The sequence below is a fragment of the Hylemonella sp. P2_B10 genome (genome assembly GCF_056404875.1).
Map to the genome: position 1 here is coordinate 49,606 of NZ_JBFUDE010000004.1, position 26,154 is coordinate 75,759.

The 26,154-nt window shown below is 65.9% G+C and carries 27 protein-coding genes; 17 read left to right on the forward strand and 10 right to left on the reverse strand.

All coding sequences use genetic code 11. From position 1 onward, the window contains the following. Positions 1 to 85: 85 nt before the first annotated feature. From pcaF to AC1DX2_RS18080, 6 genes are all read right to left on the reverse strand, one after another. Positions 86 to 1,294: a 3-oxoadipyl-CoA thiolase gene (gene pcaF / locus AC1DX2_RS18055; protein ID WP_477197780.1), complete on the reverse strand. Its 1,209-nt coding sequence runs from the start codon at positions 1,292 to 1,294 to the stop codon at positions 86 to 88. Next, entirely contained in the window at positions 1,291 to 1,740 is a 450-nt protein-coding gene (locus tag AC1DX2_RS18060; protein ID WP_477197781.1) for a MaoC family dehydratase, read from the reverse strand. The genes pcaF and AC1DX2_RS18060 overlap by 4 nt, the downstream gene beginning before the upstream one ends. Next, complete coding sequence (boxA, locus tag AC1DX2_RS18065; protein WP_477197782.1) at positions 1,741 to 3,036, reverse strand: benzoyl-CoA 2,3-epoxidase subunit BoxA; 1,296 nt, start codon at positions 3,034 to 3,036, stop codon at positions 1,741 to 1,743. It abuts the gene before it with no gap. A gap of 52 nt (positions 3,037 to 3,088) precedes the next feature. After that, positions 3,089 to 4,522: a benzoyl-CoA 2,3-epoxidase subunit BoxB gene (gene boxB, locus AC1DX2_RS18070; RefSeq protein ID WP_477197783.1), complete on the reverse strand. Its 1,434-nt coding sequence runs from the start codon at positions 4,520 to 4,522 to the stop codon at positions 3,089 to 3,091. A gap of 52 nt (positions 4,523 to 4,574) precedes the next feature. Further along, a complete protein-coding gene (gene boxC / locus AC1DX2_RS18075) occupies positions 4,575 to 6,251 on the reverse strand; it encodes a 2,3-epoxybenzoyl-CoA dihydrolase (protein ID WP_477197784.1) in 1,677 nt (558 codons plus the stop codon). Between the two features lie 157 nt (positions 6,252 to 6,408). Continuing rightward, entirely contained in the window at positions 6,409 to 7,428 is a 1,020-nt protein-coding gene (locus tag AC1DX2_RS18080) for a helix-turn-helix transcriptional regulator (protein ID WP_477197785.1), read from the reverse strand. A gap of 113 nt (positions 7,429 to 7,541) precedes the next feature. On the opposite strand from AC1DX2_RS18080, the gene AC1DX2_RS18085 reads away from it, so the two are divergent. The 15 genes from AC1DX2_RS18085 (at position 7,542) to AC1DX2_RS18155 (ending at position 20,107) form a co-directional block, all read left to right on the forward strand. After that, positions 7,542 to 8,054 (forward strand): 4-hydroxylaminobenzoate lyase, encoded by a 513-nt coding sequence (locus AC1DX2_RS18085; protein ID WP_477197786.1) that lies wholly within the window; start codon positions 7,542 to 7,544, stop codon positions 8,052 to 8,054. 50 nt (positions 8,055 to 8,104) lie between these two features. Continuing rightward, positions 8,105 to 9,664 (forward strand): 3,4-dehydroadipyl-CoA semialdehyde dehydrogenase, encoded by a 1,560-nt coding sequence (locus tag AC1DX2_RS18090; protein WP_477197787.1) that lies wholly within the window; start codon positions 8,105 to 8,107, stop codon positions 9,662 to 9,664. Between the two features lie 79 nt (positions 9,665 to 9,743). Next, positions 9,744 to 11,342: a benzoate-CoA ligase family protein gene (locus AC1DX2_RS18095; protein WP_477197788.1), complete on the forward strand. Its 1,599-nt coding sequence runs from the start codon at positions 9,744 to 9,746 to the stop codon at positions 11,340 to 11,342. After that, on the forward strand, positions 11,339 to 12,154 hold the full coding sequence (locus AC1DX2_RS18100) for an alpha/beta fold hydrolase (protein ID WP_477197789.1): 816 nt from the start codon (positions 11,339 to 11,341) through the stop codon (positions 12,152 to 12,154). Before AC1DX2_RS18095 ends, AC1DX2_RS18100 begins: the two co-directional genes overlap by 4 nt. An 11-nt stretch (positions 12,155 to 12,165) precedes the next feature. Continuing rightward, positions 12,166 to 13,335 (forward strand): ABC transporter substrate-binding protein, encoded by a 1,170-nt coding sequence (locus AC1DX2_RS18105; RefSeq protein ID WP_477197790.1) that lies wholly within the window; start codon positions 12,166 to 12,168, stop codon positions 13,333 to 13,335. Between the two features lie 4 nt (positions 13,336 to 13,339). Beyond that, positions 13,340 to 14,221: a branched-chain amino acid ABC transporter permease gene (locus AC1DX2_RS18110; RefSeq protein WP_477197791.1), complete on the forward strand. Its 882-nt coding sequence runs from the start codon at positions 13,340 to 13,342 to the stop codon at positions 14,219 to 14,221. 7 nt (positions 14,222 to 14,228) lie between these two features. Further along, the gene (locus AC1DX2_RS18115) at positions 14,229 to 15,251 is read left to right on the forward strand and encodes a branched-chain amino acid ABC transporter permease (protein WP_477197792.1); all 1,023 of its coding nucleotides are present in this window, start codon (positions 14,229 to 14,231) and stop codon (positions 15,249 to 15,251) included. 5 nt (positions 15,252 to 15,256) lie between these two features. Beyond that, positions 15,257 to 16,003: an ABC transporter ATP-binding protein gene (locus tag AC1DX2_RS18120; protein WP_477198375.1), complete on the forward strand. Its 747-nt coding sequence runs from the start codon at positions 15,257 to 15,259 to the stop codon at positions 16,001 to 16,003. Between the two features lies 1 nt (position 16,004). After that, positions 16,005 to 16,727 (forward strand): ABC transporter ATP-binding protein, encoded by a 723-nt coding sequence (locus AC1DX2_RS18125; RefSeq protein ID WP_477197793.1) that lies wholly within the window; start codon positions 16,005 to 16,007, stop codon positions 16,725 to 16,727. A 317-nt stretch (positions 16,728 to 17,044) separates the two neighbouring features. Then, on the forward strand, positions 17,045 to 17,353 hold the full coding sequence (locus AC1DX2_RS18130; RefSeq protein WP_477197794.1) for a DUF705 domain-containing protein: 309 nt from the start codon (positions 17,045 to 17,047) through the stop codon (positions 17,351 to 17,353). 18 nt (positions 17,354 to 17,371) lie between these two features. Beyond that, complete coding sequence (locus AC1DX2_RS18135) at positions 17,372 to 17,722, forward strand: hypothetical protein (RefSeq protein ID WP_477197795.1); 351 nt, start codon at positions 17,372 to 17,374, stop codon at positions 17,720 to 17,722. A gap of 28 nt (positions 17,723 to 17,750) precedes the next feature. Further along, positions 17,751 to 18,092 (forward strand): hypothetical protein, encoded by a 342-nt coding sequence (locus AC1DX2_RS18140; protein ID WP_477197796.1) that lies wholly within the window; start codon positions 17,751 to 17,753, stop codon positions 18,090 to 18,092. 137 nt (positions 18,093 to 18,229) lie between these two features. Further along, positions 18,230 to 19,030, forward strand: coding sequence for a DUF2306 domain-containing protein (locus tag AC1DX2_RS18145; RefSeq protein WP_477197797.1), 801 nt, complete (start codon positions 18,230 to 18,232; stop codon positions 19,028 to 19,030). Positions 19,031 to 19,165: 135 nt separating this feature from the next. Further along, positions 19,166 to 19,360 carry a hypothetical protein gene (locus tag AC1DX2_RS18150; protein ID WP_477197798.1) on the forward strand — a complete coding sequence of 65 codons (195 nt, stop codon included), beginning with the start codon at positions 19,166 to 19,168 and terminating at the stop codon, positions 19,358 to 19,360. Positions 19,361 to 19,375: 15 nt separating this feature from the next. Beyond that, positions 19,376 to 20,107: a hypothetical protein gene (locus AC1DX2_RS18155; protein WP_477197799.1), complete on the forward strand. Its 732-nt coding sequence runs from the start codon at positions 19,376 to 19,378 to the stop codon at positions 20,105 to 20,107. Between the two features lie 20 nt (positions 20,108 to 20,127). Here AC1DX2_RS18155 and AC1DX2_RS18160 read toward each other — a convergent pair whose 3' ends face one another. Then, positions 20,128 to 21,051 (reverse strand): alpha/beta fold hydrolase, encoded by a 924-nt coding sequence (locus AC1DX2_RS18160; protein WP_477197800.1) that lies wholly within the window; start codon positions 21,049 to 21,051, stop codon positions 20,128 to 20,130. 106 nt (positions 21,052 to 21,157) lie between these two features. Between AC1DX2_RS18160 and AC1DX2_RS18165 the strand changes: the two genes are divergently transcribed. Then, entirely contained in the window at positions 21,158 to 21,841 is a 684-nt protein-coding gene (locus tag AC1DX2_RS18165; RefSeq protein ID WP_477197801.1) for a hypothetical protein, read from the forward strand. A 44-nt stretch (positions 21,842 to 21,885) separates the two neighbouring features. Beyond that, positions 21,886 to 22,245 carry a hypothetical protein gene (locus tag AC1DX2_RS18170; RefSeq protein ID WP_477197802.1) on the forward strand — a complete coding sequence of 120 codons (360 nt, stop codon included), beginning with the start codon at positions 21,886 to 21,888 and terminating at the stop codon, positions 22,243 to 22,245. 84 nt (positions 22,246 to 22,329) lie between these two features. Here the strand turns inward: AC1DX2_RS18170 and AC1DX2_RS18175 are convergent, their stop codons facing one another. The 3 genes from AC1DX2_RS18175 to AC1DX2_RS18185 form a co-directional block, all read right to left on the reverse strand. Continuing rightward, positions 22,330 to 23,637 (reverse strand): S1C family serine protease, encoded by a 1,308-nt coding sequence (locus AC1DX2_RS18175; RefSeq protein WP_477197803.1) that lies wholly within the window; start codon positions 23,635 to 23,637, stop codon positions 22,330 to 22,332. A 108-nt stretch (positions 23,638 to 23,745) separates the two neighbouring features. Further along, on the reverse strand, positions 23,746 to 25,041 hold the full coding sequence (locus AC1DX2_RS18180) for a S1C family serine protease (protein ID WP_477197804.1): 1,296 nt from the start codon (positions 25,039 to 25,041) through the stop codon (positions 23,746 to 23,748). A gap of 146 nt (positions 25,042 to 25,187) precedes the next feature. Beyond that, a complete protein-coding gene (locus AC1DX2_RS18185; RefSeq protein ID WP_477197805.1) occupies positions 25,188 to 26,090 on the reverse strand; it encodes an amino acid ABC transporter substrate-binding protein in 903 nt (300 codons plus the stop codon). Positions 26,091 to 26,154 lie beyond the last annotated feature (64 nt).

A 26,154-nucleotide genomic window follows, 5' to 3' on the forward strand; every position in this document is an offset into this window, starting at 1 on the left:
CTTGGATTGAAAAAGGCCAACCCGCATTTGCTGGCCTGAACCGGCCGATCTGGCTGCACCGCGCCGCTGCCACGCCTGAAGCCGCCTACACCCGCTCCAACACCACCGCAATCCCCTGCCCCACCCCAATGCACATGGTGCACAGCGCATAGCGGCCACCGGTGGCATGCAGCTGGTTGATGGCAGTCGTCGCCAGCCGCGCCCCACTGGCCCCCAGCGGGTGGCCCAGCGCAATGGCGCCACCATTCGGGTTGACGCGCGGGTCGTCGTCTTGCAGCCCCAGCAGCCGCAGCACGGCCAGGCCTTGCGCGGCAAAGGCCTCGTTCAACTCAATGACGTCGATCTGCGCCAGCTTGATGCCGGTCTGCGCCAGCACCTTTTGCGTCGCCGGTGCCGGGCCTATGCCCATCACGCGCGGCGGCACGCCGGCGGTGGCCATGCCGACGATGCGGGCGCGGGGCGTCAGGCCGTGCTTCTTGGCTGATTCTTCGCTGGCCAGCAGCAAGGCGCAGGCGCCGTCGTTGACACCGCTGGCGTTGCCGGCCGTCACCGTGCCATCGGGCTTGACCACGGGCTTCAGCTTGGCCAGCGCTTCCAGGCTGGTTTCGCGTGGGTGCTCGTCCTTGCTGACGATGGTGGCTTCTCCCTTTTTGGACGGGATGGTGACGGGCACGATTTCGGTGTCGAAGAAGCCGCGCTGCTGGGCCGCCACCGCCTTCTGCTGGCTGGCCAGCGCCATGCGGTCTTGCGCGTCGCGCTGTATACCGTGCTCTGCCGCCACGTTCTCGGCTGTCTCGGGCATGCTGTCCACGCCGTACAGCTTTTTCATCAGCGGATTGACGAAGCGCCAGCCTATGGTGGTGTCATACACCGCGTTGTTGCGGCTGAAGGCGCTCTCAGCCTTGGGCATCACAAAGGGCGAGCGGCTCATGCTTTCCACACCGCCGGCCAGCAGCAGCGCGGCCTCGCCGGCTTTGATGGCGCGGGCCGCCGTGCCCAGCGCGTCCAGGCCCGAGCCGCACAAACGGTTGATCGTGGCGCCAGGCACCTGGTGCGGCAGGCCGGCCAGCAGGCTGGCCATGTGGGCGACGTTGCGGTTGTCTTCACCGGCCTGGTTGACGCAGCCGAAGAGCACGTCGTCCAGCGCCTGCCAGTCCACCTGCGGGTTGCGGGCCATCAGCGCGGCCATGGGGATGGCGCCCAGATCGTCGGTGCGCACGCTGCTCAGGGCGCCGCCGTAGCGGCCAAAGGGGGTGCGCACAGCGTCGCAGATGAAGGCTTGAAGGGTGGTCATGATGTTGTTTCCAAGGGTAGATCGAACAGGCTGGTGGCTTCCAGCTCCAGCACCTGCTGGCCGTCGCCGTTGAACAGCTCCCAGCGCCAGCGAAGTATGCCCAGCGTGGGCTTGCTGCTGGCGCGGCGGGTTTCAATCACCGTGGCGCGCAGGGTCAGCACATCACCGGGGCGCACCGGGTGCGGCCATTTCACATAGGCCAGGCCGGGGGAGGCAAAGGATTCGGAGCCGTTCAAGGCCGCCTGCACCACCAGCCGCATGGCAATGCCGCAGGTGTGCCAACCGCTGGCGATCAGGCCGCCGAAGGGACCGGCGTCTGCGGCTTGCGCATCGGTGTGGAACCACTGGGGGTCGTACTGCTGCGCAAAACCCAGCAGTTCCTCACGCGTCAGCGTGTAAGGCCCGGCCTCAATGACTTGGCCGGCGTGGAACTCCGCAAATTTCACTTAGTAAGTTTCCAAATGCAGCCGCCCCTGCTTCTTCAGCCCCGCTGCCACCGTCTCCCAGTCCAGCCCGGCTTGCGTGGCCACATCGCGCAGCGTGGCCACCACGCCCTCTTCCATGGCCTTCAGACCGCAGACGTAGAAGTAGGCATTGGGGTCGGTCAGCAGCGGTGCAATGTCGGCGGCGCGCTCGCGCATCACGTCTTGCACATAGCGCTTGGGCTGGCCAGCGGTGCGGCTGAAGGCAAAGTTGCTGTCGATGAAGTCCTTGGGCAGGTTTTGCAGCGGGCCAAAGTAAGGCAGCTCTTCCTGCGTGCGGGCGCCGAAGAACAGCAGCAGCTTGCCGCCTTCAAACTTGCCGCTGGCGCGGAGGCGCCGGCGCCACTCGGTCATGGCGCGCATGGGGGCGCTGCCAGTGCCGGTGCAGATCATCACGATGTGCGAGCGCGGGTGGTTGGGCATCAAAAAGCTGGTGCCAAACGGTCCTATCACCTGCACCGTGTCGCCCACCTTCAGGTCGCACATGTAGTTGCTGGCCACGCCGCGCACCGGCTGGCCGCTGTGGTCTTCCAGCACGCGCTTGATGGTCAGCGACAGGTTGTTGTAGCCCGGCCGCTCGCCATTGCGCGGGCTGGCCACGCTGTATTGGCGCGGGTGGTGGGCGCGGCCATTGGCATCCACGCCGGGCGGCACCACGGCAATGCTCTGGCCTTCCAGCACCGGAAAGGGCATGGCGCCAAAGTCCAGCACGATGTGGTGGGTGTCATAGTCCTTGCCCACCTCGGTTACCCGCACACTGCCGGCCACGGTGGCGGTGAGGGTCTTCTCGGCGGACTTGGGGCCATACAGGTTGCTGTAGGCGTGCGCGGCGGACCACGGGGGAATGGTGGCGCCATACGCGCTGCTGTTGAAGGGCACGGCCATGTCGGCGGCGGGTGCCTGGGCAGCATCCAGCACCTGCAGCACCGGCTCGGGGGGGGCGTCACCCTCCAGGCCAGCCACGCCGGCCTCGGCCAGTTCAGCCGGCGTCAGCTCGGCCGGCAGTTCGTCCCAGGTGAACTGCTCGTCCACGCTGTAGACCTTCACGCGCGGCATGCTGCGCCAGTTGTCTATGCTGCCCGTGGGGCAGGGCGGCACGCAGGCCATGCACAGGTTGCAGATGTCGGCGTTCACCACGTAGTTGCGCGAATCGTGGGTGATCGCGCCCACCGGGCAGGTGGCCTCGCAGGTGTTGCAGCGTATGCAAATCTCGGGGTCGATCAAGTGCTGCTTGATGACCTGGGCTTCCGCCATGTCCATGTCGTCTGTCTCCTCAGGCCCTCGGTGCCCTAACCCCTAGCGTACCGCTGTTTCAGCCAAAGCGCACGTAGTCAAAATCCACCGGCTGGCGGTTGATGCCCATCACCGGCGGCGCGATCCAGTTGGCAAACTTGCCCGGCTCCACCACGCGGCCCATCAGGCTGGACACAAAGGCGCGGTCCTCAGGCGAGGGCAGCCACTCATTCACCTTGGCGGCCCACTCGGCCTCGCTCACCACGCGGCCCTCGGGCGACACCTTCACGCCGGCCAGCGAGCCGATGTTGCGGTGGAAGGCCTTGTGCGGCGTCTTCAGCCGGAAGGGGATGCCGGCCTTTTCGATCAGCTTGTTCCAGCGCTCCACGCCGGCAATGCTGTCCTTGATGTAGTCGTCGCGCAGCACCTCGTTCAAGGCGTTCAGCATCGGCACCTGGCGCTCCACCAGTTGGCCGTTCACCACGCCCAGCACGGTGTAGGTCTGGCCGCGCAGCTGGTGGTCGTCCATGCGCTTGCCTTCTTCATAGCGGCCCTTCAGGCCGGTGGAGTAGAAGGTGGCGGCGTTGCTTGACTCATCCGCACCAAACAGGTCGATGGTGACGCTGAAGTGGAAGTTCAGATAGCGCTGCAGCGTTGGCAAGTCCACCACGCCTGCCGCGCGCAGCTTGGCCGGGTCGTCCGTCTTCAGCTCGTTCATCACCTGGCAGGTGCGGGTGATGACGCGGCCCACGCCGCTTTCGCCCACAAACATGTGGTGTGCTTCTTCGGTCAGCATGAACTTGGTGGTGCGCGCCAGCGGATCGAAACTGCTCTCGGCCAGCGCGCACAGCTGGAACTTGCCGTCGCGGTCGGTGAAGTAGGTGAACATGAAGAAGCTCAGCCAGTCCGGCGTGGGCTCGTTGAAGGCCTGCAGGATGCGCGGGTTGTCCTCTTGCCCGCTGCGGCGCTCCAGCAGCGCTTCGCCCTCTTCGCGGCCGTCGCGGCCGAAATACTTGTGCAGCAGGTAGACCATGGCCCACAGGTGGCGGCCCTCTTCCACGTTCACCTGGAACAGGTTGCGCAGGTCATACTGGCTGGGCGCGGTCAGCCCCAGGTGGCGCTGCTGCTCCACGCTGGCCGGCTCGGTGTCACCCTGGGTAACGATGATGCGGCGCAGATTGGCGCGGTATTCGCCAGGCACGTCTTGCCAGGCGTCTTCACCCTTGTGGTCGCCGAAGTGGATCTTGCGGTCCTTCTCGCCCGGGTTCAAAAAGATGCCCCAGCGGTAGTCCGGCATCTTCACATGGCCAAACTGGGCCCAGCCCTGCGGGTCCACGCTGATGGCGGTGCGCAGGTACACATCGAAGTTCTGGCTGCCATCCGGCCCCATGTCGTCCCACCAAGAGAGGAAGTTGGGCTGCCACTGCTCCAGCGCGCGCTTGAGCGTGCGGTCTTCCTCCAGGTTGACGTTGTTGGGGATCTTTTCGCTGTAGTTGATGGTGCTCGTGGACATGCGGGGTTCTCCAGGGGTGTTTCGTTTACTGCGTTCGCTGTTCAGGTAACTGTCAGACGCGGTTCCAGTCAAAGACGGCCTTGTCGCCCTTGCCGTAGACCTTCAGCGCGCCTTTTTCGCCCACGGCGTTGGGGCGCTGGAAGATCCAGTTCTGCCACGCCGTCAGGCGGCCAAACACGCGGGTGAACATGTTCTCCGGGCCGTTGAAGCGCAGGTTGGCCTCCATGCCGGTCAGCGCGTCCGGGCTCATGGACACGCGCTCTTCTATCGCCAGGCGGGTTTCGTCGGCCCAGTCGATGTCGTCCGGGTTGCTGGTGACCAGGCCCAGTGCAAAGGCGGCGTCGGCGTCCAGCGCTTGGCCGGCCTGGGCGCGCACGGCTTCCAGCGCAGGCACTTCGCTGTAAAAGCGGCGCTGCAGCCGGCTTTGGCCGGTGACCATCGGGAACAGGCCAAAGTTGGCCTCGCCCACGGTGATCTTGGGCGTGCGCTCGGGCTCATCCGGCAGGGCCAGGTGGTAGCTGCGGTCGCAGGCCAGGGCCAGCTCCAGCAGCGTGCCGGCGAAGCACGAACCGGGCTCTATCAAGGCGAACAGGCTGCGGCTGCTCACATCCAGCCGGCTGAAGGTGCGGCGCAGGTAGCCGATGGTCTCGCGCACCAGCCAGTGGCTGGCGTGGGCGGTCAGCACGGCGTCGGCGGCCAGCACGGCGGCGGCGTCGCCCTGCGTCTTGATCAGCCAGGTGCCAATGTCCAGCTCGTTGGTGCGCATGGAGAGGATGGCGTCTTCCAGCTCGCGGGCCAGGGCCAGCGGGTACCAATTGACGCCAGCGGCCTCGATGGCGGCCGGGGTGCTTTCCACCGGCTGCTTCGGTGCGTGTACCGTGAAGCTGGCTGTGCGCTTGTCGCGGTCGATCTCCACCGTCACATGCGGGTAGCGCAACGCGTTGGCTTCCACGGTGCGCTGCAGCGGCGTCAGCTCCACGCCCTTGCCATCCGCCGGGCGGTCGCTCTGCGCGGCCAGCTCGATGGCGCGCTGCTGCACGCGGGCGGCAAACTGTGCCGGCTTCACCGCCTCGTCCACAAGGCGCCAGTCCACCGCCTTCTTGCCGCGCACACCTTCACTGGTGGTGCAGAAGATGTCGGCCAGGTCATGGCGCACGTGGCGCTTGTCGGTCACGCGCGTCAGGCCGCCGGTGCCGGGCAACACGCCCAGCAGCGGCACCTCGGGCAGGCTGACGGCGCTGCTGCGGTCGTCCACCAGAATGATCTCGTCGCACGCCAGCGCCAGCTCATAGCCGCCACCGGCGCAGGCGCCATTGACCGCAGCGAGGAACTTCAGGCCGCTGTGGGTTGAGGAGTCTTCCAGCCCGTTGCGCGTCTCGTTGGTGAACTTGCAGAAGTTCACCTTCCACGCATGGCTGCTGACACCCAGCATGAAGATGTTGGCGCCCGAGCAGAACACTTTCTCCTTGGCGCTGGTGACGATCACCGTGCGCACCTCGGGGTGCTCGAAGCGCACGCGGTTGATGGCGTCGTTCAGCTCGATGTCCACGCCCAGGTCGTAGCTGTTCAGCTTCAGCTTGTAGCCGGGGCGCAGGCCGGCGTTTTCGTCAAAGTCGGCGATCAGCGTGGCCACCGGGCCTTCAAACTTCAGCTTCCAGTGGCGGTAACGGGTGGGGTCGGTCTGGTAGTCCACGGCGGCGGGGGCGGTGGCAGTGTCGGCTTGGCTCATGGTTCGCTCCTGAGATGCAATGCGGTGCAGGGTTTGGCGTCACGGGCGGCGACGCATTGCATGCATGATAATGCAAATACGTTTTCCTCGTCAAGCCAAATTATGCATTTAAATGCATCATTTGCTGATTGACCGGCAATCCGCCTGCGAATGCAGGTCAGCCCGGCAATTGCAGCGCGCCGCGCACCAGTTGCCGCAGCTTGGCAAAGCTCTCGGGCAGGTCTTGCGCGCTGGTGTCCAGCCGCAGCTCGGCCTTCGAATAGAAGGCTGCGCGGCCTTTGAGGATCTGCTTCAAATCCTCCATCGCCTCCTTGCTGGCGGCCATGGGGCGCATGTCGCCCTGCTCGATGACGCGCTGCAAGTGGTCCCCGGGGTCGGCCTGCAGCCACACCGTGGTGCAGTGCGCCAGCAGCAGGTTGAAGGTGGCCGGGTCGCTGACAATGCCGCCGGGCGTGGCGATCACCGCCTCGGGGTAGATCTGTATCGCCTCTTCCATGGCGCGGCGCTCGTAGCGGCGGTAGGCGTTCTGGCCATACAGGCCCTGGATTTCGCTGATGGAGCAGCCGGCAAACTTCTCGATCTCGCGGCTCAGCTCCACAAAGGGAAAGCCCAGGTCTTGCGCCAGCAGGTTGCCCAGCGTGGACTTGCCGGCCCCGCGCAGCCCCACCAGCGCCACCCGTGAGCTGCGCGTGCTGCTGCCCTGGCCGTGGCCGCCGCCGGTGCCCAGCAGCTCGCCCACCGCCACGCGCACGCGGCTCAGTGTGGCGTCGTCGCGGCCTTCCAGCAGCTCGCGCAGCATCAGCCATTCAGGTGAGCTGGTGGTCACATCACCCAGCAATTCGGCCAGCGAGCACTGCAGCGCCTGCGCCACCTGCAGCAGCACCAATATGGATGCGTTGCCGGTACCGTATTCCAGGTTAGCCAGATGGCGCTCAGACACCTCGGTGGCGGCCGCCAGCGCCTTGCGCGTCATGCCGCGGCGGGCACGCAGCGCCTTGACCCGCTCGCCCAGCGTGGCCAGGAAGGGGTGGCGCAGGGCCGGGCCGCTTTCCCCGTTGCCATTGCCGTTGCCATTGGATGGCTCGGCCACGCCTGCGGCTAGGGCCCCCTCCGCCCCCTCTTCCACCGCATCACCCCCTGGTGAAAACCCTGAAACCGGAACTATAGTGCTTGACATGCTGAAATCTGCTACTAGAATTTGACACGCACAATAATGCATTTTGCGCCGCATTTCAAGCTGGCACAAGCACCGATCAACCGGCCCTTCAACTTATTGACACCGTGGATGACATGGCTCAAACCGCAACATCCCCCCTCGCCCCTGCGGTGACGCAAGAGAGCTTCCGCGCCCAGATCGCCGCGCTGACGGCTGAGCTGGCCGGCCGCCCGCTGGACGCCGCGCTGGACCAGTGGCTCAACGCCACCCACGGCCCGCAGAGCGACACCTTCCGTGCACTGCAAGCCGCCTGCGAGGCCGGCGTGGCCCAGGGCTGGTTGTGCAACCGCGAAGGCGGCGGCATCCGCTACGGCCGCATCTTCAAGCCGGCGGATGACCTGCACGGCTTCTCGGTCGACGTGGTGGACATGCAAGACATTGCCGGCCCTCACCACGAGCACCCGCAAGGCGAGATTGACCTGGTGATGCCGCTTGCTGAAACCAGTGGCGCGAAGTTCGACCACCGCCCCGCCGGCTGGCTGGTCTACCCGCCCGGCAGCGCCCACCGTCCCACGGTCAGCGAAGGGCGGGCGCTGGTGCTGTACCTGCTGCCAAAAGGTGAGATACGCTTCACCGGTTTGGCCTGAGCGGCCAGGCAAGCGCACTCACCCCCACCTCACAAACAAGAGACCCCCTCATGACCACCGAACTCCTCTCCAACTACCTGGGCGGCGCCTGGACCACCGGCACCGGCGCCGGCACCGCGCTGTTTGACCCCGTGCTCGGCACCGAGCTGGTCCGCGTGGACGCCACCGGCCTGGCGTTGCAAGCCGGCTTTGAGCACGCCCGCAGCAGTGCCGGCCCGGCCCTGCGCGCCATGGGCTACCGCGCGCGTGGCGAGGCGCTGGGTGCCATTGCCAAGCTGCTGCAAAGCAAGCGGGATGACTACTACGCCATCGCCACCGCCAACAGCGGCACGGTGAAGAACGACTCGGCCGTGGACATCGACGGCGCCATCTACACCATAGGCGTCTACGCCAAGCTGGCCGCCAGCCTGCCCGAGACGCCTTTCCTGCCCGATGGCGACAGCGTGTCGCTGGCCAAGGACAACGCGTTTGCCAGCCGCCACATCCAGACCCCCGTGACCGGCCTGGCGCTGTTCATCAACGCCTTCAACTTCCCCTCTTGGGGCCTGTGGGAAAAAGCCGCGCCTGCGCTGCTGTCGGGCGTGCCGGTGGTGGTGAAGCCCGGCACCTCCACCGCCTGGCTGACCCAGCGCATGGTGAAGGATGTGGTGGACGCCGGCCTGCTGCCTGCTGGCGCGTTGAACGTGGTGTGCGGCTCCTCCGCCGGCCTGCTGGATGCACTGCGCGTGCAGGACGTGATGTCGTTCACAGGCTCCGCCGACACGGCGGCAGTCGTGCGCGCCCACCCCGCCATTGCCAAGCATTCGGTGCGCGCCAACATCGAGGCCGACAGCATCAACTCCGCATTGCTGCTGGAGGGCGAGGCCGCAGGCAGCCCCGCGTTTGACCTGCTGGTGCGCGAAGTGGCGCGCGAGATGACGGTCAAATCCGGCCAGAAATGCACCGCCATTCGCCGCATCTTCGTGCCCGAGGCGCTGTACGGCGCCGCCGCCGAAGCCATCACCGAACGCCTGGGCAAGACCGTGGTGGGCAACCCGCGCAACGAGACGGTCACCATGGGCGCCCTGGTCAGCCGCGCGCAATACAACGCCGTGCGCGAAGGCCTGGCCCAGCTGCAAGGCGTGGCCGATACGCTGCGCGATGGTGCCAACCAGGCGCTGGTGGATGCCGACCCGAAAGTGGCCTGCTGCGTGGCCCCCACGCTGCTGGGCGTGCGCAATGCGGCCGGCAGCGACGCCACCGCGCTGGTGCACGACATGGAGGTCTTCGGCCCCGTGGCCACGCTGGTGCCCTACCGCAGTGTTGAGCACGCGCAGGCGCTGATCGCCCGTGGGCAGGGCTCGCTGGTGGCATCCCTGTACGGCAGTGACGTGCAGGCCTTGGGCCGCGCCGCGCTGGCGCTGGCACCGTGGCACGGCCGCGTGCACGTGGTCACGCCCGATGTGGCCAAGGCCCACAGCGGCCATGGCAATGTGATGCCCCAGTCGCTGCACGGTGGCCCCGGCCGCGCGGGTGGCGGCGAAGAGCTGGGCGGCGTGCGCGCACTCAATTTCTACCACCGGCGCAGCGCCATCCAGGCCGCGCCGGCCGTGCTGGACGCGCTGGGCTGATAGCCTGCGCCCGGCACCCAAGCAACCCCCACCGCCAGCCCGCAGACCCTGCCCGCCAGCGCCAGAACCGGAGACCCCCATGCCCCTGCCCGACGATTTAGCCGCGCCACCCGAGCGCTTCAACTTCGCGCAGCACCTGCTGGAGGCCAACGCGGCGCGCGGTGACAAACTGGCCTTCATCGACGACCTGGGCAGTCTCAGTTACGCGCAGCTGGACCAGCGCCTGCGCAGCCTGGCCGCCGGCCTGCGCAGCCTGGGCCTGAAGCGCGAAGAGCGCGTGCTGCTGCTGATGCAGGACAGTTGCGACTGGCCGGTGGCCTTCCTGGGCGCCATCTATGCCGGCCTGGTGCCGGTGGCGGTGAACACGCTGCTGACGGCGGAAGACTACGCCTACATGCTGGAGCATTCACGCGCGCAGGCCGTGCTGTGTTCCGGCGCCTGCCTGCCAGCGCTGAAAGCCGCGCTGACCAAGGTGGACCACGAGGTGCAAAAGGTCATCGTCTCGCGCCCGGTGGCCCCGCTGGACTTTGGCGAGCAAAACTTCGACGCCTTCGTGGCCGCCCACAGCCCGCTGCACCACCCCGCCCCCACCGGCGCGGACGACCCGGCTTTCTGGCTCTATTCGTCCGGCTCCACCGGCCGGCCCAAGGGCACCGTGCATTCGCACGCCAACCCCTACTGGACGTGCGAGCTGTATGCCAAGCGCGTGCTGAAGCTGCGCGACACCGATGTGTGCTTCTCCGCCGCCAAGCTGTTCTTCGCCTACGGCCTGGGCAATGCGCTGACCTTCCCCTTGAGCGTGGGCGCCTGCAGCATCCTGATGGCCGAGCGCCCCACGCCGGACGCCTGCTTCAAGCGCATGACCGGCGGCGTGGCCGGCACGAAACCCACCGTGTTCTACGGCGCCCCCACCGGTTACGCCGGCATGCTGGCATCGCCCGCTTTGCCCAAGCGTGACGCGGTGGCGCTGCGGCTCACCTCCAGCGCGGGTGAGGCGCTGCCCAGCGAGCTGGGCGAGAAGTTCAAGGCCCATTTTGGTGTCGACATCGTGGACGGCATCGGCTCCACCGAGATGCTGCACATCTTCTTAAGCAACACGCCAGAGCGCGTGCGCTACGGCACCACCGGCTGGCCGGTGCCGGGCTACGACATCGAGCTGCGCGGCGACAGCGGCGGCGCCGTGCCCGACGGCGAGCCGGGCGACCTGTACATCCACGGGCCCAGTGCGGCCATGATGTACTGGGGCAACCGCGCCAAGACGCGCGACACCTTCCAGGGCGGCTGGACCAAGAGCGGCGACAAGTACATCCACAACACGGATGGCAGCTACACCTACGCCGGCCGCTCGGACGACATGCTAAAAGTCAGCGGCATCTACGTCAGCCCGTTCGAGGTGGAGGCCACGCTGGTGCAGCACCCGGCCGTGCTGGAGGCCGCTGTCATCGGTGTGCCCGACGCCGAGGGCCTGACCAAGACCAAGGCCTTTGTGGTGCTGAAGGACGGCGGCGTGGCCACCGACGCTGAGCTGAAAGCCTTCGTCAAGGACAAGCTGGCGCCCTACAAATACCCGCGCCAGATCGCCTTCGTCACCGAGCTGCCCAAGACCGCCACCGGCAAGATACAGCGCTTCAAGCTGCGCGAGCTGGAAAACGCGGCAACCAGCCAGGCCACCGCGTGAGCCCCAGCGCCATCCAGTTCGCCGACATCAGCGTGCACGGCAAGCCGTTGCGGCTGGAGTACCAGTGGGTGGGCACTGGCGATGCTGCCGCCCCGTTGATCGTCTTCCTGCACGAGGGCCTGGGCTCGCTGGCCATGTGGCGCGACTTTCCGGCCGCGCTGTGCCAGCGCCTGGGCGCGCGCGGGCTGGTGTATTCGCGCCCGGGCTACGGCCGCTCCACACCACGCCCGCCAGACGAAACCTGGGGCGTGGACTTCATGCACACCCAGGCGCAGGAGGTGCTGCCCACGCTGCTGGCCGCGCTGGGCGTGGACCCGGCGCGCGACAGGCTCTGGCTGTTCGGCCACAGCGACGGGGCGTCGATTGCGCTGCTGTATGCCGCCCACCACCCGCAGGCCTTGCAAGGCGCCATCGTGCTGGCGCCGCACATCTTTGTTGAAGACATCTCGGTCACCAGCATCGAGCAGGCCCGCGCCGCCTACCAAAGCACGGCCCTGCCCCAGCGCCTGGCCAAATACCACGACGACCCGGACTCGGCCTTCTGGGGCTGGAATGGCATCTGGCTGAACCCCGCCTTCCGCGCCTGGACCATCACGTCCGAGCTGGCGCACATCCGCTGCCCGGTGCTGGCCATCCAGGGCCTGGACGACGAATACGGCACACTGGCGCAGATTGACGGCATTGCCCAGCGCGTGCCGGGCAGCAGGCTGCTGAAATTGCCCCAGTGCGGCCACTCGCCGCACAGAGACCAGCCCGAGGCGGTGATACAAGCCGCCGCAGATTTCATCCACCATCATCACGCAACAACCTAGGAGACAAGACGATGAAAGCCACCCACGCATTCAAACTTTCGCTGCTGTGCGCCGCCGCGCTGCTGACCGGCGCCGCCCAGGCCCAAAACACCGGCAAGATCAAGGTCGGCTTCATGCTGCCTGCCACCGGCACCTTTGCCGCGCTGGGCACGGCCATCGACAACGGCTTTCGCCTGTATGTCACCGAGCAGGGCGGCAAGCTGGCCGGCCGCGAGGTGGAATTTGTCCGCGTGGACGACGAGAGCGACCCCGCCAAGGCCACCGACAACGTCAACAAGCTGATCAAGCGCGACAACGTCGATGTGATCATCGGCACCGTGCACAGCGGCGTGGCCATGGCCATGGCCAAGGCAGCCAAGGACAGCGGCACGCTGCTGATCGTGCCCAATGCCGGAGCCGATGCGGTGACCGGCGCCATGTGCGCGCAAAACATCTGGCGCTCCAGCTTCAGCAACTGGCAACCCGGCTACGCCATGGGCGAGGTGATGGCCAAGAAGGGCCACAAGAAGGTGGTCACCATCACCTGGAAATATGCAGCCGGCGACGAAAGCGTGCGCGGCTTCAAGGAAGCATTCGAGAAGGGCGGCGGCCAGGTGGTGAAAGAGCTGAGCCTGCCCTTCCCCGGCGTGGAGTTCCAGGCGCTGCTGACCGAGATTGCCGCCGCCAAGCCCGACGCGGTGTACACCTTCTTTGCCGGTGGCGGCGCGGTGAAGTTCGTCAAGGACTACGCCGCCGCTGGCCTGAAAAAGAGCATCCCGCTGTATGGCGCCGGCTTTTTGACCGACGGCACGCTGGAAGCCCAAGGGGCGGATGCCGAAGGACTGATGACCACGCTGCACTATGCCGACAGCCTGGGCAACAAGCGCGACGACGCCTTCCGCCTGGCTTACGCCAAGACCTACAAGCTGCAGCCCGACGTGTACGCCGTGCAGGGCTACGACGCTGCGCAGATGCTGGGCATTGGCCTGAACGCGGTGAAGGGCGACCTGACCAAGAAGGCCGAGTTTGCCGCCGCACTGCAAAAGGCCAAGATCGACAGCCCGCGCGGCCCCTTCACGCTGTCGCCCAGCCACAACCCGGTGCAGGACATCTACCTGCGCACCGTGTCGGGCAAGGAGAACAAGCTGACCACCGTGGCCTCCAAGAACCTGGCCGACCCCGGCCGAGGCTGTAAGCTCTGAGCCCATGGATCTCGCCACCTTCCTCATCCAGTGCCTGAACTCGTTGCAGTACGGGCTGCTGTTGTTCCTGGTGGCCAGCGGGCTGACGCTGATCTTCGGCATCATGGGCGTCATCAACCTGGCGCACGGCAGCTTCTACATGATCGGCGCCTACATGGCCTTTGCGCTGGCGCCCATCGTGGGCGCCACCTTTGGCGGTGGCTTCTTTGCCGTGCTGTTTGTGGGCGTGGTGCTGGCGGTGCTGTTTGGCTACCTGCTGGAGTGGGCGTTCTTCAGCTTCCTGTATGAGCGCGAGCACTTGCAGCAGGTGCTGATGACGTATGGGCTGATCCTGGTGTTTGAGGAGTTGCGCTCCATCCTGGTGGGTGACGACGTGCACGGCGTCACCATCCCGCCGCTGCTCAGCGGCTCGTTCCCGCTGGGCGAGCTGATGACCTACCCGGTGTACCGCCTGTTCGTCAGCGGCGTGTGCCTGCTGCTCGCGTTGGGCATGTGGCTGGTGTTCACCCGCACGCGACTGGGCATGATGATCCGCGCCGGCAGCACCAACCGCGAGATGGTGCAAAGCCTGGGCATAGACATCAAGTTCCTCTACCGTGTGGTGTTCGCCGCTGGCGTGGCCATCGCGGTGCTGGCGGGCATGGTGGCGGCACCGGTCAGCTCCGTCTACCCGGGCATGGGCAATTCGGTGCTGATCGTCTGCTTTGTGGTGGTGGTGATCGGCGGCATAGGCTCCATCAAAGGGGCGCTGCTGGCCGCACTGCTGATCGGCACGGTGGACACCTTCGGCAAGGTGCTGCTGCCGCAGGCCGCCGGGGTGTTGGTGTACGTGATGATGGCGCTGATTCTTTTGTGGAAGCCCCAGGGCTTGTTCAAGGCGGGCTGAGACTGAGATGAAAAAACAAGGCCCCTTGATATTCACCCTGGCCGCGTTCACCGCGCTGGCCGCCTGGCCGCTGGTGGCAGGCGCCTATGGGCTGGACCTGGTCACCAAGATCATGGTCTACGCCATCTTTGCGCTCAGCCTGGAGCTGCTGGTGGGCGGCACCGGGCTGGTGTGCTTTGGGCAATCGGCCTTCTTCGGCATTGGCGCCTATGCGGCGGTGCTGATCTCGGGCTCGGGCACGCCACCCTTGCTGCCGCTGCTGCTGCCGGCCTGTGTGCTGGTGGCGGGGCTAGCAGCGCTGTTAGTGGGCAGCCTCTCGCTGCGCACGCAGGGTGTGTACTTCATCATGGTCACGCTGGCCTTTGCGCAGATGGCCTATTACCTGGCGCACGACACGCCGCTGGGCGGCGGCAGCGACGGCATCTACCTGTCGGGCAAGCCTGCGGTCGGCCTGGGCCTGAGCAATGTGCTGGACCTGGACAAGCCGCTGGTGATGTATGGCCTGACGCTGCTGTGCCTGGTGCTGGCCACGGCATTTTTGGCGGTGCTATTGAGATCCAACTTCGGCCGCGCGCTGGCCGGCATACGCGTCAACGAGCAGCGCATGCGCGCCACGGGTTTCTCGACCTACCCCTACAAGCTGGCGGCGTTCACGCTGTCGGGGGCCATTGCCGGGCTGGCGGGCTTTCTCTTCGCGGTGAAAGACGGCTTTGTGAACCCCGAGCTGCTGAGTTGGCATTTGAGCGGCGCGGTGCTGATCATGATCATCCTCGGCGGCCTGGGCCAGTTGCGCGGCGCGCTGATCGGCGCCTTTGCCTTTGCGCTGCTGCAAGAGCTGTTTCAGAGCGAGGCGGTGTTTGGCAGCTTTGCCAAGCACTGGCACCTGGGCCTGGGGCTGACCATCATCGTCAGCGTGGCCGTGCTGCCCAAGGGGCTGGTGGGGCTGCCGGCGCTGGTGCGCGAGCGGCTGCTGGGCAAGGTGGAGAGCACCGGTGCCGGTGAAGACGCCGGTGAGGGGGAGCAGGCATGAGCGCTGTGCCCGAAATCCTGCTGAAGGCCAACGGCCTCACCCGCCGCTGGGGCGGCCTGGTGGCCGTCAACGACGTGTCTTTGGAGCTGGCGCGCGGCAGCGTGCACGCGCTGATCGGCACCAACGGCGCCGGCAAGTCCACGCTGATCAACCTGCTGTCTGGCGAAATCGAACCCAGCGCCGGCCGCGTGGAGCTGCTGGGCGAAGACGTGACCGCCTGGCCGCAGCCGCGCCGCGCAAGAGCGGGACTCGGCCGCAGCTACCAGCGCAACACCATCTACCCGACATTCACCGTGCTGGAGAACTGCCGCCTGGCCGCGCAAGCAGCGCACCAGCAGCCCTGGAGCATCTGGCGCGGTGCCACCAGCCACGAGCAAACTATGACAGTCGCTCGCGAGGCCGCCGCACGCGCCGGCCTCACCCCGCTGCTGGAGCGCCCCGCCGGCCTGCTGAGCCACGGCCGCAAGCGCCAGCTGGAGATTGCCATGTGCCTGGCCACCGCGCCGCAGGTGCTGCTGCTGGACGAGCCCCTGGCCGGCATGGGCCCCGAGGAAACCGACCGCATGCTGGCCCTGCTGGCCGAGCTGAAGACCGGCCACGCTATTCTGCTGGTGGAGCACGACATGGACGCCGTCTTCCGCATTGCCGACCGCATCACCGTGATGGTGAACGGCGCGGTGATCGCCAGCGGCACGCCCACCGAGGTGCGCGAAAGCCCCGAAGTGCAGTCCGCCTATCTTGGAGGTCACTGAAATGACCACGAAAAGCAACGAACCCCTGCTGCAAGCCAGCGGCGTGCACGCCTGGTATGGCAGCAGCCACGTGCTGCACGGCGTGGACATCACCATCCGCAAGGGCGAAACCGTGGGCCTGCTGGGCCGCAACGGCATGGGCAAGAGCACGCTGATACGCACGCTGCTGGGCCACGTGACGCAGCGCGACGGCCGCATCAGCTTCTTTGGCCAAGACGCCTCGCGCGCCCGCCCGCACGAGGTGGCCCGCCTGGGCGTGGCCTATGTGCCCGAAGGCCGCGGCGTGTTCCCCAACCTGAGCGTGCGCGAAAACCTCGTCATGGCCGCCCGCAAAGGCAAGGACGGCCGCGACGACTGGACGTACCAGCGGGTGATGACCACCTTCCCCCGCCTGGCCGAGCGGCAAACCAATTTGGGCAACCAGCTGAGCGGCGGCGAGCAGCAAATGCTGTCCATAGGCCGCGCGCTGATGACCCACCCCGAACTGATCATTCTGGACGAGGCCACAGAAGGCCTGGCCCCGCTGATCGTGGCCGAGATCTGGCGCGTGATCAACGACATCAGCGCCAGCGGCATCGCCACCCTGATCGTGGACCGCGACTACCGCAAGGTGCTGGAGCGCAGCCAGCACGCGCTGGTGCTGCAGAAGGGGCAGGTGGCGTTGGCGGGGACCGCGGCTGAAGTGTCGGGAAGTCCCTCATTAGGGGGATTGCTGGGCGTGTGAGGGGTTTCTGGCGAGGCGCGCATCCGCTATATTGCTGAGACAACAAGGCGTAAGCCTGTCTCAGGAGGAATCTCATGCCCAGGTTGAGCGGTAGCCAATACGTCGAGCAGGCTTTGCTCGGCACACTCGGTTAGGCGTTCTATGCGCCTCCCAGGCATAGATGCTGTCGTATACCTCATTGGCATTGTTTTGCTGGGTCTCTTCTATGAGCCGATCAAGACAGCTATTGGCTCCAATGCCATTTTCGCAATAGCAGCCATTGCATATCTTTTGGCGTTGCGGGGAGTTGGTTGGGCTCTGCGACGCATGGTGCAGCGATGACTCGTACGCCACAACAAGTCATCTTTGTTGATATTGACGACACGATGGTTCGCTCCGTTGGCGTCAAGCGCATCCCCATGCCCGCTGTCATTGCTTCCGTGAAAAGGCTGAAGGCCGAGGGGGCCGTTTTGTTCTTGTGGAGTTCAGGCGGCGCTGACTATTGCCGGGACACGGCGGCCGAGCTTGACATCAGCGACTGCTTTGACGGTTTTCTGCCCAAGCCGAACGTTTACATTGATGACCAGCCTGTGCATGAATGGCGGTTTTGCAGGCATGTCTATCCTTCGCAGGCTGAGGATGTCTAGCTAACAGGGAGTCACGAAATGCCAGAGCTGAAGCAATACGAAGAACTGTCCGTGCTGGAACAGGGCGATGACGGCGCCATCGTGTCGATTCGTGGACAGAATGGCCCATCCGTTTTGCTTGGCTCAGAGTACTTGAAACATCTGGACCAAGTGTTGTCTGCCGCATTGATGGACATTCGCGCTCTTCCGATGGATGCGGGCAAGAGCAGGATTGAGCGCTTGTGCAATGAAGTCAAGTTCTTGCTGACAAGCTATGAAGTAACGCTGAACAAGTACCACGGTGGAGGCGCGCCCAACGGAGCTCGAACCCTCAGCGATGCCATTGCCGAACTGGACGAACTTCGGCGGCAGCTCGACAAATTGCGCTAGCCGGTCCTTCGCATAGATCATTATCGACATGGCGTTACTCGCTGACAGGCAAGTCTCAACCTTGCGCCTGGCCATGGCAGTGCCGCCACTGCCGGCGTTGGCCATCCTCACGATCGCTTGGCTGGCAGATCATGGCGGGCACCACTGGAATGTTCACGGTGATGCGATCGCCATGGTCATGGCATTCATGCTGTCTTGCGCCGTGGGCGCTGTGTTCGAGATCGTGGCCCTGGTCAAAGCTGTGCCGCTCTTGCTCGGCCAACCCGCGCAACGTACGCTGCCAAACATGGCCTGCGCAGCTTTTGGGCTGACTTTCCTCGCGGCTTGCCTAGTCCTTGTATTGTGGGGACATAACTCAGTACAGGGGTGACGCCGCAACAGTGTTCACCCGGCCCATCGCATATTCCAACAGCCCACCCCCGCCAACCGACAGTCCATCGCACGTCAAACGACAGCGCCTAGCGCGCCTCCGTACCATGCCGCCACTCCAACTCCACCCCGGCGGTCATGATGAATACCCATACCCTGCCAGCCCGCGTGCTGGACGCCAGCGCCCGCTTCTGGTTCTCAGTCGCCGCCATCGGCCTGGGCATCTTCGCCACCTACATCCTCCTCTTCTACGGCACCGCCAGCCTGCGCGGCGACCCGGCGGCGTGGAACAAGGTGCTGTCCAAGGGCTATATCGCGGGTGACGCGCTGGGCAATGCGGTGCTGGCCTCTCACCTGCTGCTGGCCGTCATCGTCACGCTGGGCGGGGTGGTGCAGCTCATCCCCGCCATACGGCGGCGAGTGCCGGCGCTGCACCGCTGGAACGGCCGGCTGTTCCTGCTGGCCGCCGTGGCCGCCGGCCTGGGCGGCACCTGGATGATGTGGACGCGCGGCGCGGCGGGCGACACCACGCAGCACGTGGCCACCACCGTCAACGCCGCCGCCATAGCTCTGTGCGCGGTGATGACGTGGCGCCACGCGCTGGCACGCCGGCTGGACGCGCACCGCCGCTGGGCGCTGCGGCTGTTCCTGGTAGCCAATGGCGTGTGGTTCTTCCGCGTCATCCTGATGCTGTGGCTGCTGGTGTGGCGCAAGCCGGTGGGGTTTGACCCGCAGAGCTTCACCGGCCCCTTTCTCACCACGCTGGCCTACACCCAGCTGCTGGGGCCGCTGCTGGTGCTGCAGCTGTATTTGGTGGCCAAGGAGCGCGGCGGCCCCGCACTGCGCTGGGCGGTGGCGGGCGGCGTGGGTGTGCTGGCGCTGGCCACGGGCCTGGGCATCTTTGGCGCCACCATGGGGATGTGGCTGCCGCGCATGTAGGTGGGCGGCGACGGCTTGGCGGGCGGCCAAAAAACGGCGATGATATTGCCGTCAGCAAGACAAAGCCAAGAAGCATTTGAGGGAGCCGTCAGTGACAGTGCACAACACCCCCGGTCATGGGGCAAGGGCCGCAGCATGCGCAACCGTTGGTTGAGCGTTGTCGGCATGGGTGCCATCGCCACGGGTGGGGGGTGGCTGTTCAGCCACTTCAGCGGCATGGAGTTCATCGTGGCCTGCGGCATCGTGCTGGCGGCGCTGGTCTTCAGGGAAGTGGTGTGGAATGCGGACGACGACCCGCCGGACGGGTTTGATGGGTCTGACGCCGACTGACCGTAGCCGACTGACATGGACTGGTCCCCTCTGGCTTCTGAACTCTTCTACCTGCCCATGGCAGTCAGTTGGATCGGCATTTGGTTTTGGATGAGGAAAAAGCCCCCTGCCATCCGGCACGGCGCCATGGTCATCAGCGCAACGCTGTTGCTCACGCCGATATCGGGGCCAGTGAACCTCATCATGCCGTTCGGCGTGATCCTCGCGGTAGCGATGGCCAAGAGCGCCTGGCCCGAGTTGTTGGAGCTGCTTCAGCTGTCACCTGTCTGGCATGCGGTCGCCTTCCCGCTAACCGCCATCACCGCTTACCTGGTAACACGTGCGACTCCTCTGCTGCGCATCCCAATGCCCGCGTGGCAGATCAAGCGTCGGTTAAGCCACCTAGGCCCCGCCCTGTTGTTCGCCCCGTGGGCGGTGGTGCCAGTGGTCGTCGTGAGCGGCCTGGGCACCTCGGACGCCGGTGTGGCCTCCGACATGGTGTGGGGGTTGTTTTTTGCCGTCATCGGCGCTGTTCCGATGGCCTACATAGGCCTGCTGTGCGTTGGGTTGCCTTGCTACCTGCTGTTGCGGCGCTTCAAGCTGGCCAGCCCCTGGTTGCTTTGCATGCTGGCCTTCACGGCGTCGTTTGTGCTGTTCATGGACGATGTGCGGTGGGGCGAGCCCCTCGTGGCCGGCCTGTGTGGCGCCGCCACAGCCCTTGCCGCGTGCTTGCTGCTGCCTCGCCAACCCGCGAACACGTCGCTTTGAACGAGACCGGCGGCGCCGGCCTATCCCCCATCCACAAACCCCATCACCGCCTCATTGAACCCCTTGGCGTTCTGCAGCGGGCTGCCATGCCCCGCCTGGGGCACCACCGCCAGCTTGGCACTGGGCAGGCAGCGCGCCTGCGCCTGCACCGCTTGCTGAAAGCGCGGTGCGGTGGCCTCGCCCTTGACCAGCAGCACCGGCATCTTCAGCGCGCCAAACTCGCTGCACTGCATGCGCACGGTCTCTTCGCGCTCCATGCCCACCAGGGTCCAGGCGTTGTCGCGCATCAGCTGGCGAAACGGCTCGGGCATGCCGTCCCAGGCGCCGGGGCCGCTGACGGCGTCGGTAGCAAAGCGCAGGCCGCCTTCGATGTCGCCGGCCTCCAGGTACCTGGCCGTGTCTTTGGCGCGCTGCTGGCGCAGCTTGTCGGCGGCGGCATCGAGCGGGGCCACCAGCGTGTCGGTGGGCGCTTCCACCAGCACCAGCTTGCTGACCAGCCCGGGCTGCGCGCGGGCGGCTTCGTAAGACACTTGCGCGCCGTAAGACCAGCCCACCAGCACCACCGGTTGGCCCAGGCTCTGGATGAACGCGCCCAGGTCCCGGGCGTGCTGCTCCACTGAAAAGTCACTGCCTTGGCCGGCCCACTTCTCGGGGTAGGAATGGCGCAGGCTGACGGTGATGACGCGGTGACTGGCCTCCCACGGCTGCACGGTGCGCGCCCACACGCGGTAGTCGGTCAGCACGGCGCCGACAAACACCACCGTGGTGGGGCCACTGCCGCGCGCGCGGTAGGCCAGCGGGTAGCCGTTGACGGTCTGCGTGGCCACGCCCTCGGGCAGCGGCCAGGTGGGGGTGACTGGCCCAGCAACGGGAGATGCGGTGTGGCAGGCCGCCAGCAAAATGGCTGCGGCAAGGGCCGCGAACAGGGTCAGCGAATGGTTCATGCAAGGGGGTGTACACCCGGCCGGTGGCCAGCACTAGGCCCACGCTATAGTGTTTGCAAGGTCCCTGCCCTTCACTGCCATTCACCGCCCTACGGAAGCACCCGCCATGCCCCTGCTCGGTTCCGCCGCCATGCTGCTGTCGTTCGACATCGTGCCCGACGCCATTGCCGAGCACGACCGCTGGCACACACACGAGCACCTGCCCGAGCGCCTGTCCATCCCCGGCTTTCTGCGCGGCACGCGCTGGACCAACGCCGGTACGCAGGGGCCGCGCTACATGGTGGTGTACGAGGTGCAAAGCCTGGCCGTGCTGGCGTCAGACGCCTACCTGACCCGGCTGAACAACCCCAGCCCGTGGACGCAGCAGATGATGCCGCACTACCGCGGCATGCAGCGCGGCCTGTGCGCGGTGGTGGGCAGCTTTGGCTTCGGGCAGGGCGGCACGGCGGCGCTGATACGCTTCACCCCCGAGGCGGCGCAGGCGGATGCACTGCAGCGCTGGCTGCTGGCCGAAGCGCTGCCGGCCATCCCCACCACGCCCGGCCTTGGGAGCGCACACTTGCTGCAAGGGGCGCAGCAAGCCGCGATGACAAATGAGCAACGCATTCGTGGCGCGGATCGGGGAGTGGACGCGGCCATCATCGTCACCGGGTATGACGGTGAGGCTGTGGCGGCATACGCGCAGCAACTGTGCACCGCTGGCGGTCTTGCTGAGCGGGGATCGGGTGAACTGAGTTGCGCAATCTACCGTTGCGGCTATTCGTTGACGGGCGCCGAGGTCGGTAACTGAGCACCCATCACTGGACTGATGCAATCTTCAACGCTGGATGCCTCATGAAACGCAACCGCGCTGCTGAAGCGGTGGAGAACCTGCAAGACGCCGAGGCACGCCTGACGGAGTCCCTGCTCGCGCTTCTTCCGCAAGTTGTGGAATCAGCTGCACCGCTTTTTACAAATTCTACGTACAACCCCTACAACTTTCCGGGCCACAAGCTCTGGCCTCCAGCCCAAACCGTCTATGAGGACGCCCTTGCGTGCGTCGAAGCGCGTTCAGCATTGAGCCTCTCGTTGGTGGGATCCGTAGGGCAGCTGTTCATTGCTACCTGCGAAGAAGCAGCCAGCTCGGACGAGCACCGGCGTGGCCCGCGCAAACTGGCTGCCGCGCTGTTAGAAAGCCTGAGTCGCAAGACATAGCTAACGGGCAGCGGCGGCGTGCTGTACGCCGCCACCGATGCGGCGGTGCTGAAGATCCAGCTGCCGCAGTGACGCCAGGGGCGGCTAGCGCCCGGCGTCAATATTCAGCTTGGCCAGCGCGTCCGCAATCGGGATGAAAAAGTTCATCCCCGCCACGCCCTTGGCGCCCAGCCCCATCACCGCTACGCCCACCACCGAGCCCTGGCCGTCCAGCAGCGGGCCGCCACTGTTGCCGGGGAGGATGGCGACATCGCTCTGCAGGTAGCGGTTGTCTTCCATGCTGCGGTAGCCGCTCAGGATGCCGCGCGTCAGCGTGGTGTTGAACTTGTCGCCCAGCGGCGAGCCCAGCGCATACACCTCTTCGCCCACGTTGGGCTCGCCCACGCGCAAGGCCATGGGTTGCACGGCGATGGGTTCGGTCTTGATCAGCGCGATGTCGCGCGGCGTGTCAGAGCGCAGCACCTCGCCCACCAGCTCGCGCCCGGTGGGCAGCGTCACCTTCACAAAGCGGGCCGCGCCCACCACGTGCCGGTTGGTCAGCACGTGGCCGTCCTGGCTGACAAAAAAGCCGCTGCCCGAGCCACTGTCGCCCGCCACCGTGACCACCGCCGAGCGCAGCGCGGTGATGTGCTTGGCCAGCGGCTCGGTGGATGGCGTGCCCGGCCGCAGCTTGATGGTGTCCTTGTAGCTGGTGACGCTGGCCGTGCCGGCGGCGGTTTCCACCAGCGGCGTCTTGATGGCGGTGACGTAGCGGCTGTCGGCCAGCAGGTTGCGCGTGGCCATGGCAAAGGCCTGCTGGAAGAAGGCGGTGGGCGTCTGCGGTATGGCGTTGTCGACCTGGTAGCTGCCCTCTGTCACGGTCTCGAACAGCACCTTTTGCTGGTCGGGTGCAAACACCTGCCAGAAGATCTTCACATACGCGCCGCCCAGCGACGAGCGGTCGCCCTTGACGCAAAAGTTGGTGGACACCTCTCGGATGAAGGCGCCCACCTGCAGGTCGGTGCTGGTCTTGGGCTTGTCCTTGTCCTTGGCGTCCTCGAAGATGGATTCCGATGTCCTGACCAGCGGGTAGCGCGCCTTCTCCAGCTCGGCGCGGAAGGTCATGAACACGCCCTGGCTGAGCGCAGCCTGCGATTTCTGGTCCCACACCACATCGCCCGTGCGGCCGCAGAAAATGCCGCTTTGCAGCTCGCCTATGCGCGCGGGCGGCGTGTCGGTGCGGGTGCGTATGGCTTTCAGGAAGGAAGGGCGGCCGGTTTCCCCATCGGGGAACATGATGACCGGCTTTTCTTCGGCCAGCTTGACCTTGGCCGGGTCGGCCAGCGCGCTGCCGCCGGCAAACAGCATGGTGGTGCAGGCGAGGGCCAGCGCGGCGAGTTTGTTGTGTTCCATCCCTGGGGTGCGGGTAGCGAGCCCGGCAAATTGGTGACTATTTGCAAATATTAAAGCAATTATCCGCCCGGCGGAATGGCGACTGCAAGCCGCGCCGCCTGCGCTGCCTCAGCGCCCGGCGTCAATGTTCAACCGGGTCAGCGCGTCGCCAATGGGGATGAAAAAGTTCATCCCCGGCGAGTCCGGCCGGCCCATCACCGACACGCCCACCACCGAGCCCTGGCCGTCCATCAGCGGGCCGCCGCTGCTGCCGGGGTGTATGGCCACGTCGCTTTGCAGGTAGCGGTTGCCGTTGTCCATGAGGCGGTGGCCGCTGATGATGCCGCGCGTCAGCGTGGTGTTGAACTGCTCGCCCCGCGGCGAGCCCATGGCGTACACCTCTTCGCCGATGTTGGTCTCGCTGTCACGCAAGGCCAGGGGCTGCACGGCGATGGGCTCGGTCTTGACCAGCGCGATGTCGCGCGCCTCGTCCAGCCGCACCACCTCGCCCACCAGTTCGCGGCCGGTGGGCAGCACCACCTTGACGAAGCGGGCCTTGCCCACCACGTGGTGGTTGGTCAGCAAGTGGCCGTCGGCGCTGATGAAAAATCCGCTGCCCGTGGCGCTCTCGGTCCGGATGGTGGCCACCGCCGTGCGCAGCATGGTGATGCGCTTGGTCAGCGGTTCGGTGGATGGGGCGCCGGCCTTGAGCGAGAGCCTGTCCTTGAAGCTGCTGGCCGCTGCATCGGCCACAACACCCACCACAGGCGCGCGCACGGCGGCCAGGTAGCGCCCGTCGGCCAACAGATTGCGCGTGGCCATGGCAAATGCCTGCTGGAAGAAGCGGTTGGCCGTGGTCACCTCGCTTTTGTCAACACGAAAGCTGCCCTCGGTGACGGTTTCAAACACCACCTTCTGCTGCTCCGGGGCGAACACCTGCCAGAACACGGTGACAATCCCCTCCCCCACCCAGTATTCACCCCCGAAACCCATGTGGCACAGCCTCATGTTGACCTCACGGATGAAAGCTCCCACTTGCAATTCGCCGGCGCCGGTCTTCGACTTGTCCCTGCCATCCTCGAACATGGACTCCACAACCTGCAATAGAGGGTAGCGCGCCTTGCCCAGTTCTGCGGCGAATGTCTGCCGCAGACCCTGAGTAAAGAAGGCCTGCGTCTTCTCGTCCCAGGTGATGTCTTTCTCGTGGCGGCAAAACATGCTGAATTGCAACGGGCCAACCACCGCCGGCGGCGACTCCACGCGGGTGCGCAGCGTCTTGAGCACCACGGGCCGGCCGACCTCGCCGTCAGGGAACATGATGACCGGCTTGTCCTGCGCCTGCCGGATGTCCGGCGCGGCCAGCGCGCTGGTGCCGGCACACAGGATTGCAGTAAGCGCCAGCGCTGCGAGTCGTTGGTGGTCCATCCCTGGATAGGGCGCGAAATGGCCCCGTTGTTTTCCGAAGGCCCCAGAGTAGCAAAATACCGCCAGGCGTTCAATCCACCCGTCGCAGAGTTGCACCCGGATATTTCAGGATGGGCCCTCCGCCTGACGCGGCGGCGGTGGTGGCTTCAGTTCGCCGGCGGCGGCTCGGCCGGCTTGTCCGACAGCGCCTTCAGGTTGGCCACCAGCTCGGCGCTCATGGGCACGTTCAGGTTGATGCCCTTGGGCGGGATGGGCGACTGGAACCACTTCTTGTACAGCCGCTCGAATTCGCCGCTCTTGATCAAATCGGCAATGGTGCCGTCCACCAGCTTCTTGAAGCCCGGGTCGTCCTTGCGCAGCATGATGGCGTAGGGCTCCACCTGCAGCGCCTCACCCACCACGGACAGCCCCGCCGGATTCTGCGCATTGGCCTTGATGCCGTAGAGCAGGATGTCGTCCATCGCAAAGGCGTCGGCCCGGTCGCTCTGCACCAGCAACGCGGATTCGTCGTGGTCCTTGGCGCCGATCAGGTCGTACTCAATACCCTTGTCGCGGCTTGCCCGGCGCATGATCTGCATGTTGGTGGTGCCGGTGGTGGAAACCACCTTCTTGCCCTTCAGATCGGCCAGGCTCTTGATGGGCGAGCCCGCCTTCACCAGGAAGCGCGTGCCGGTGTAGAAGTAGTTGGTGGCAAAGGTGACCTGCTTGGAGCGCTCCACATTGTTGGTGGTGGAGCCGCATTCCACGTCAATGGTGCCGTTTTGCATCAGCGGGATGCGATTTTGCGAGGTCACCGCCTGGGTGTTCACCACCAGGTCGGCACGGCCGGTGGCCTTTTTCACCTCGTCCACGATCTTGCCGCAGATCTCCCAGCCAAAGCCGGTGGGCTTGGCGCCCTCGCCCAGGTAGGAAAACGGGATGGACGCCTCGCGGTACGCCACGGTGATGGCACCGCTGGCCTTGACCTTGTCCAGCGTGCTTGGCTGGGCCTGGACGGCGGTGGCGGCAAGCGCGGCCAAGCCAACCAATAGGGAAATGCGCAAATTCATGGAGCTGCCTTCTCGTAGGGGTTAGGAGGTGTGGGGAACTGCGAACAAGCACGGATGATGCCAG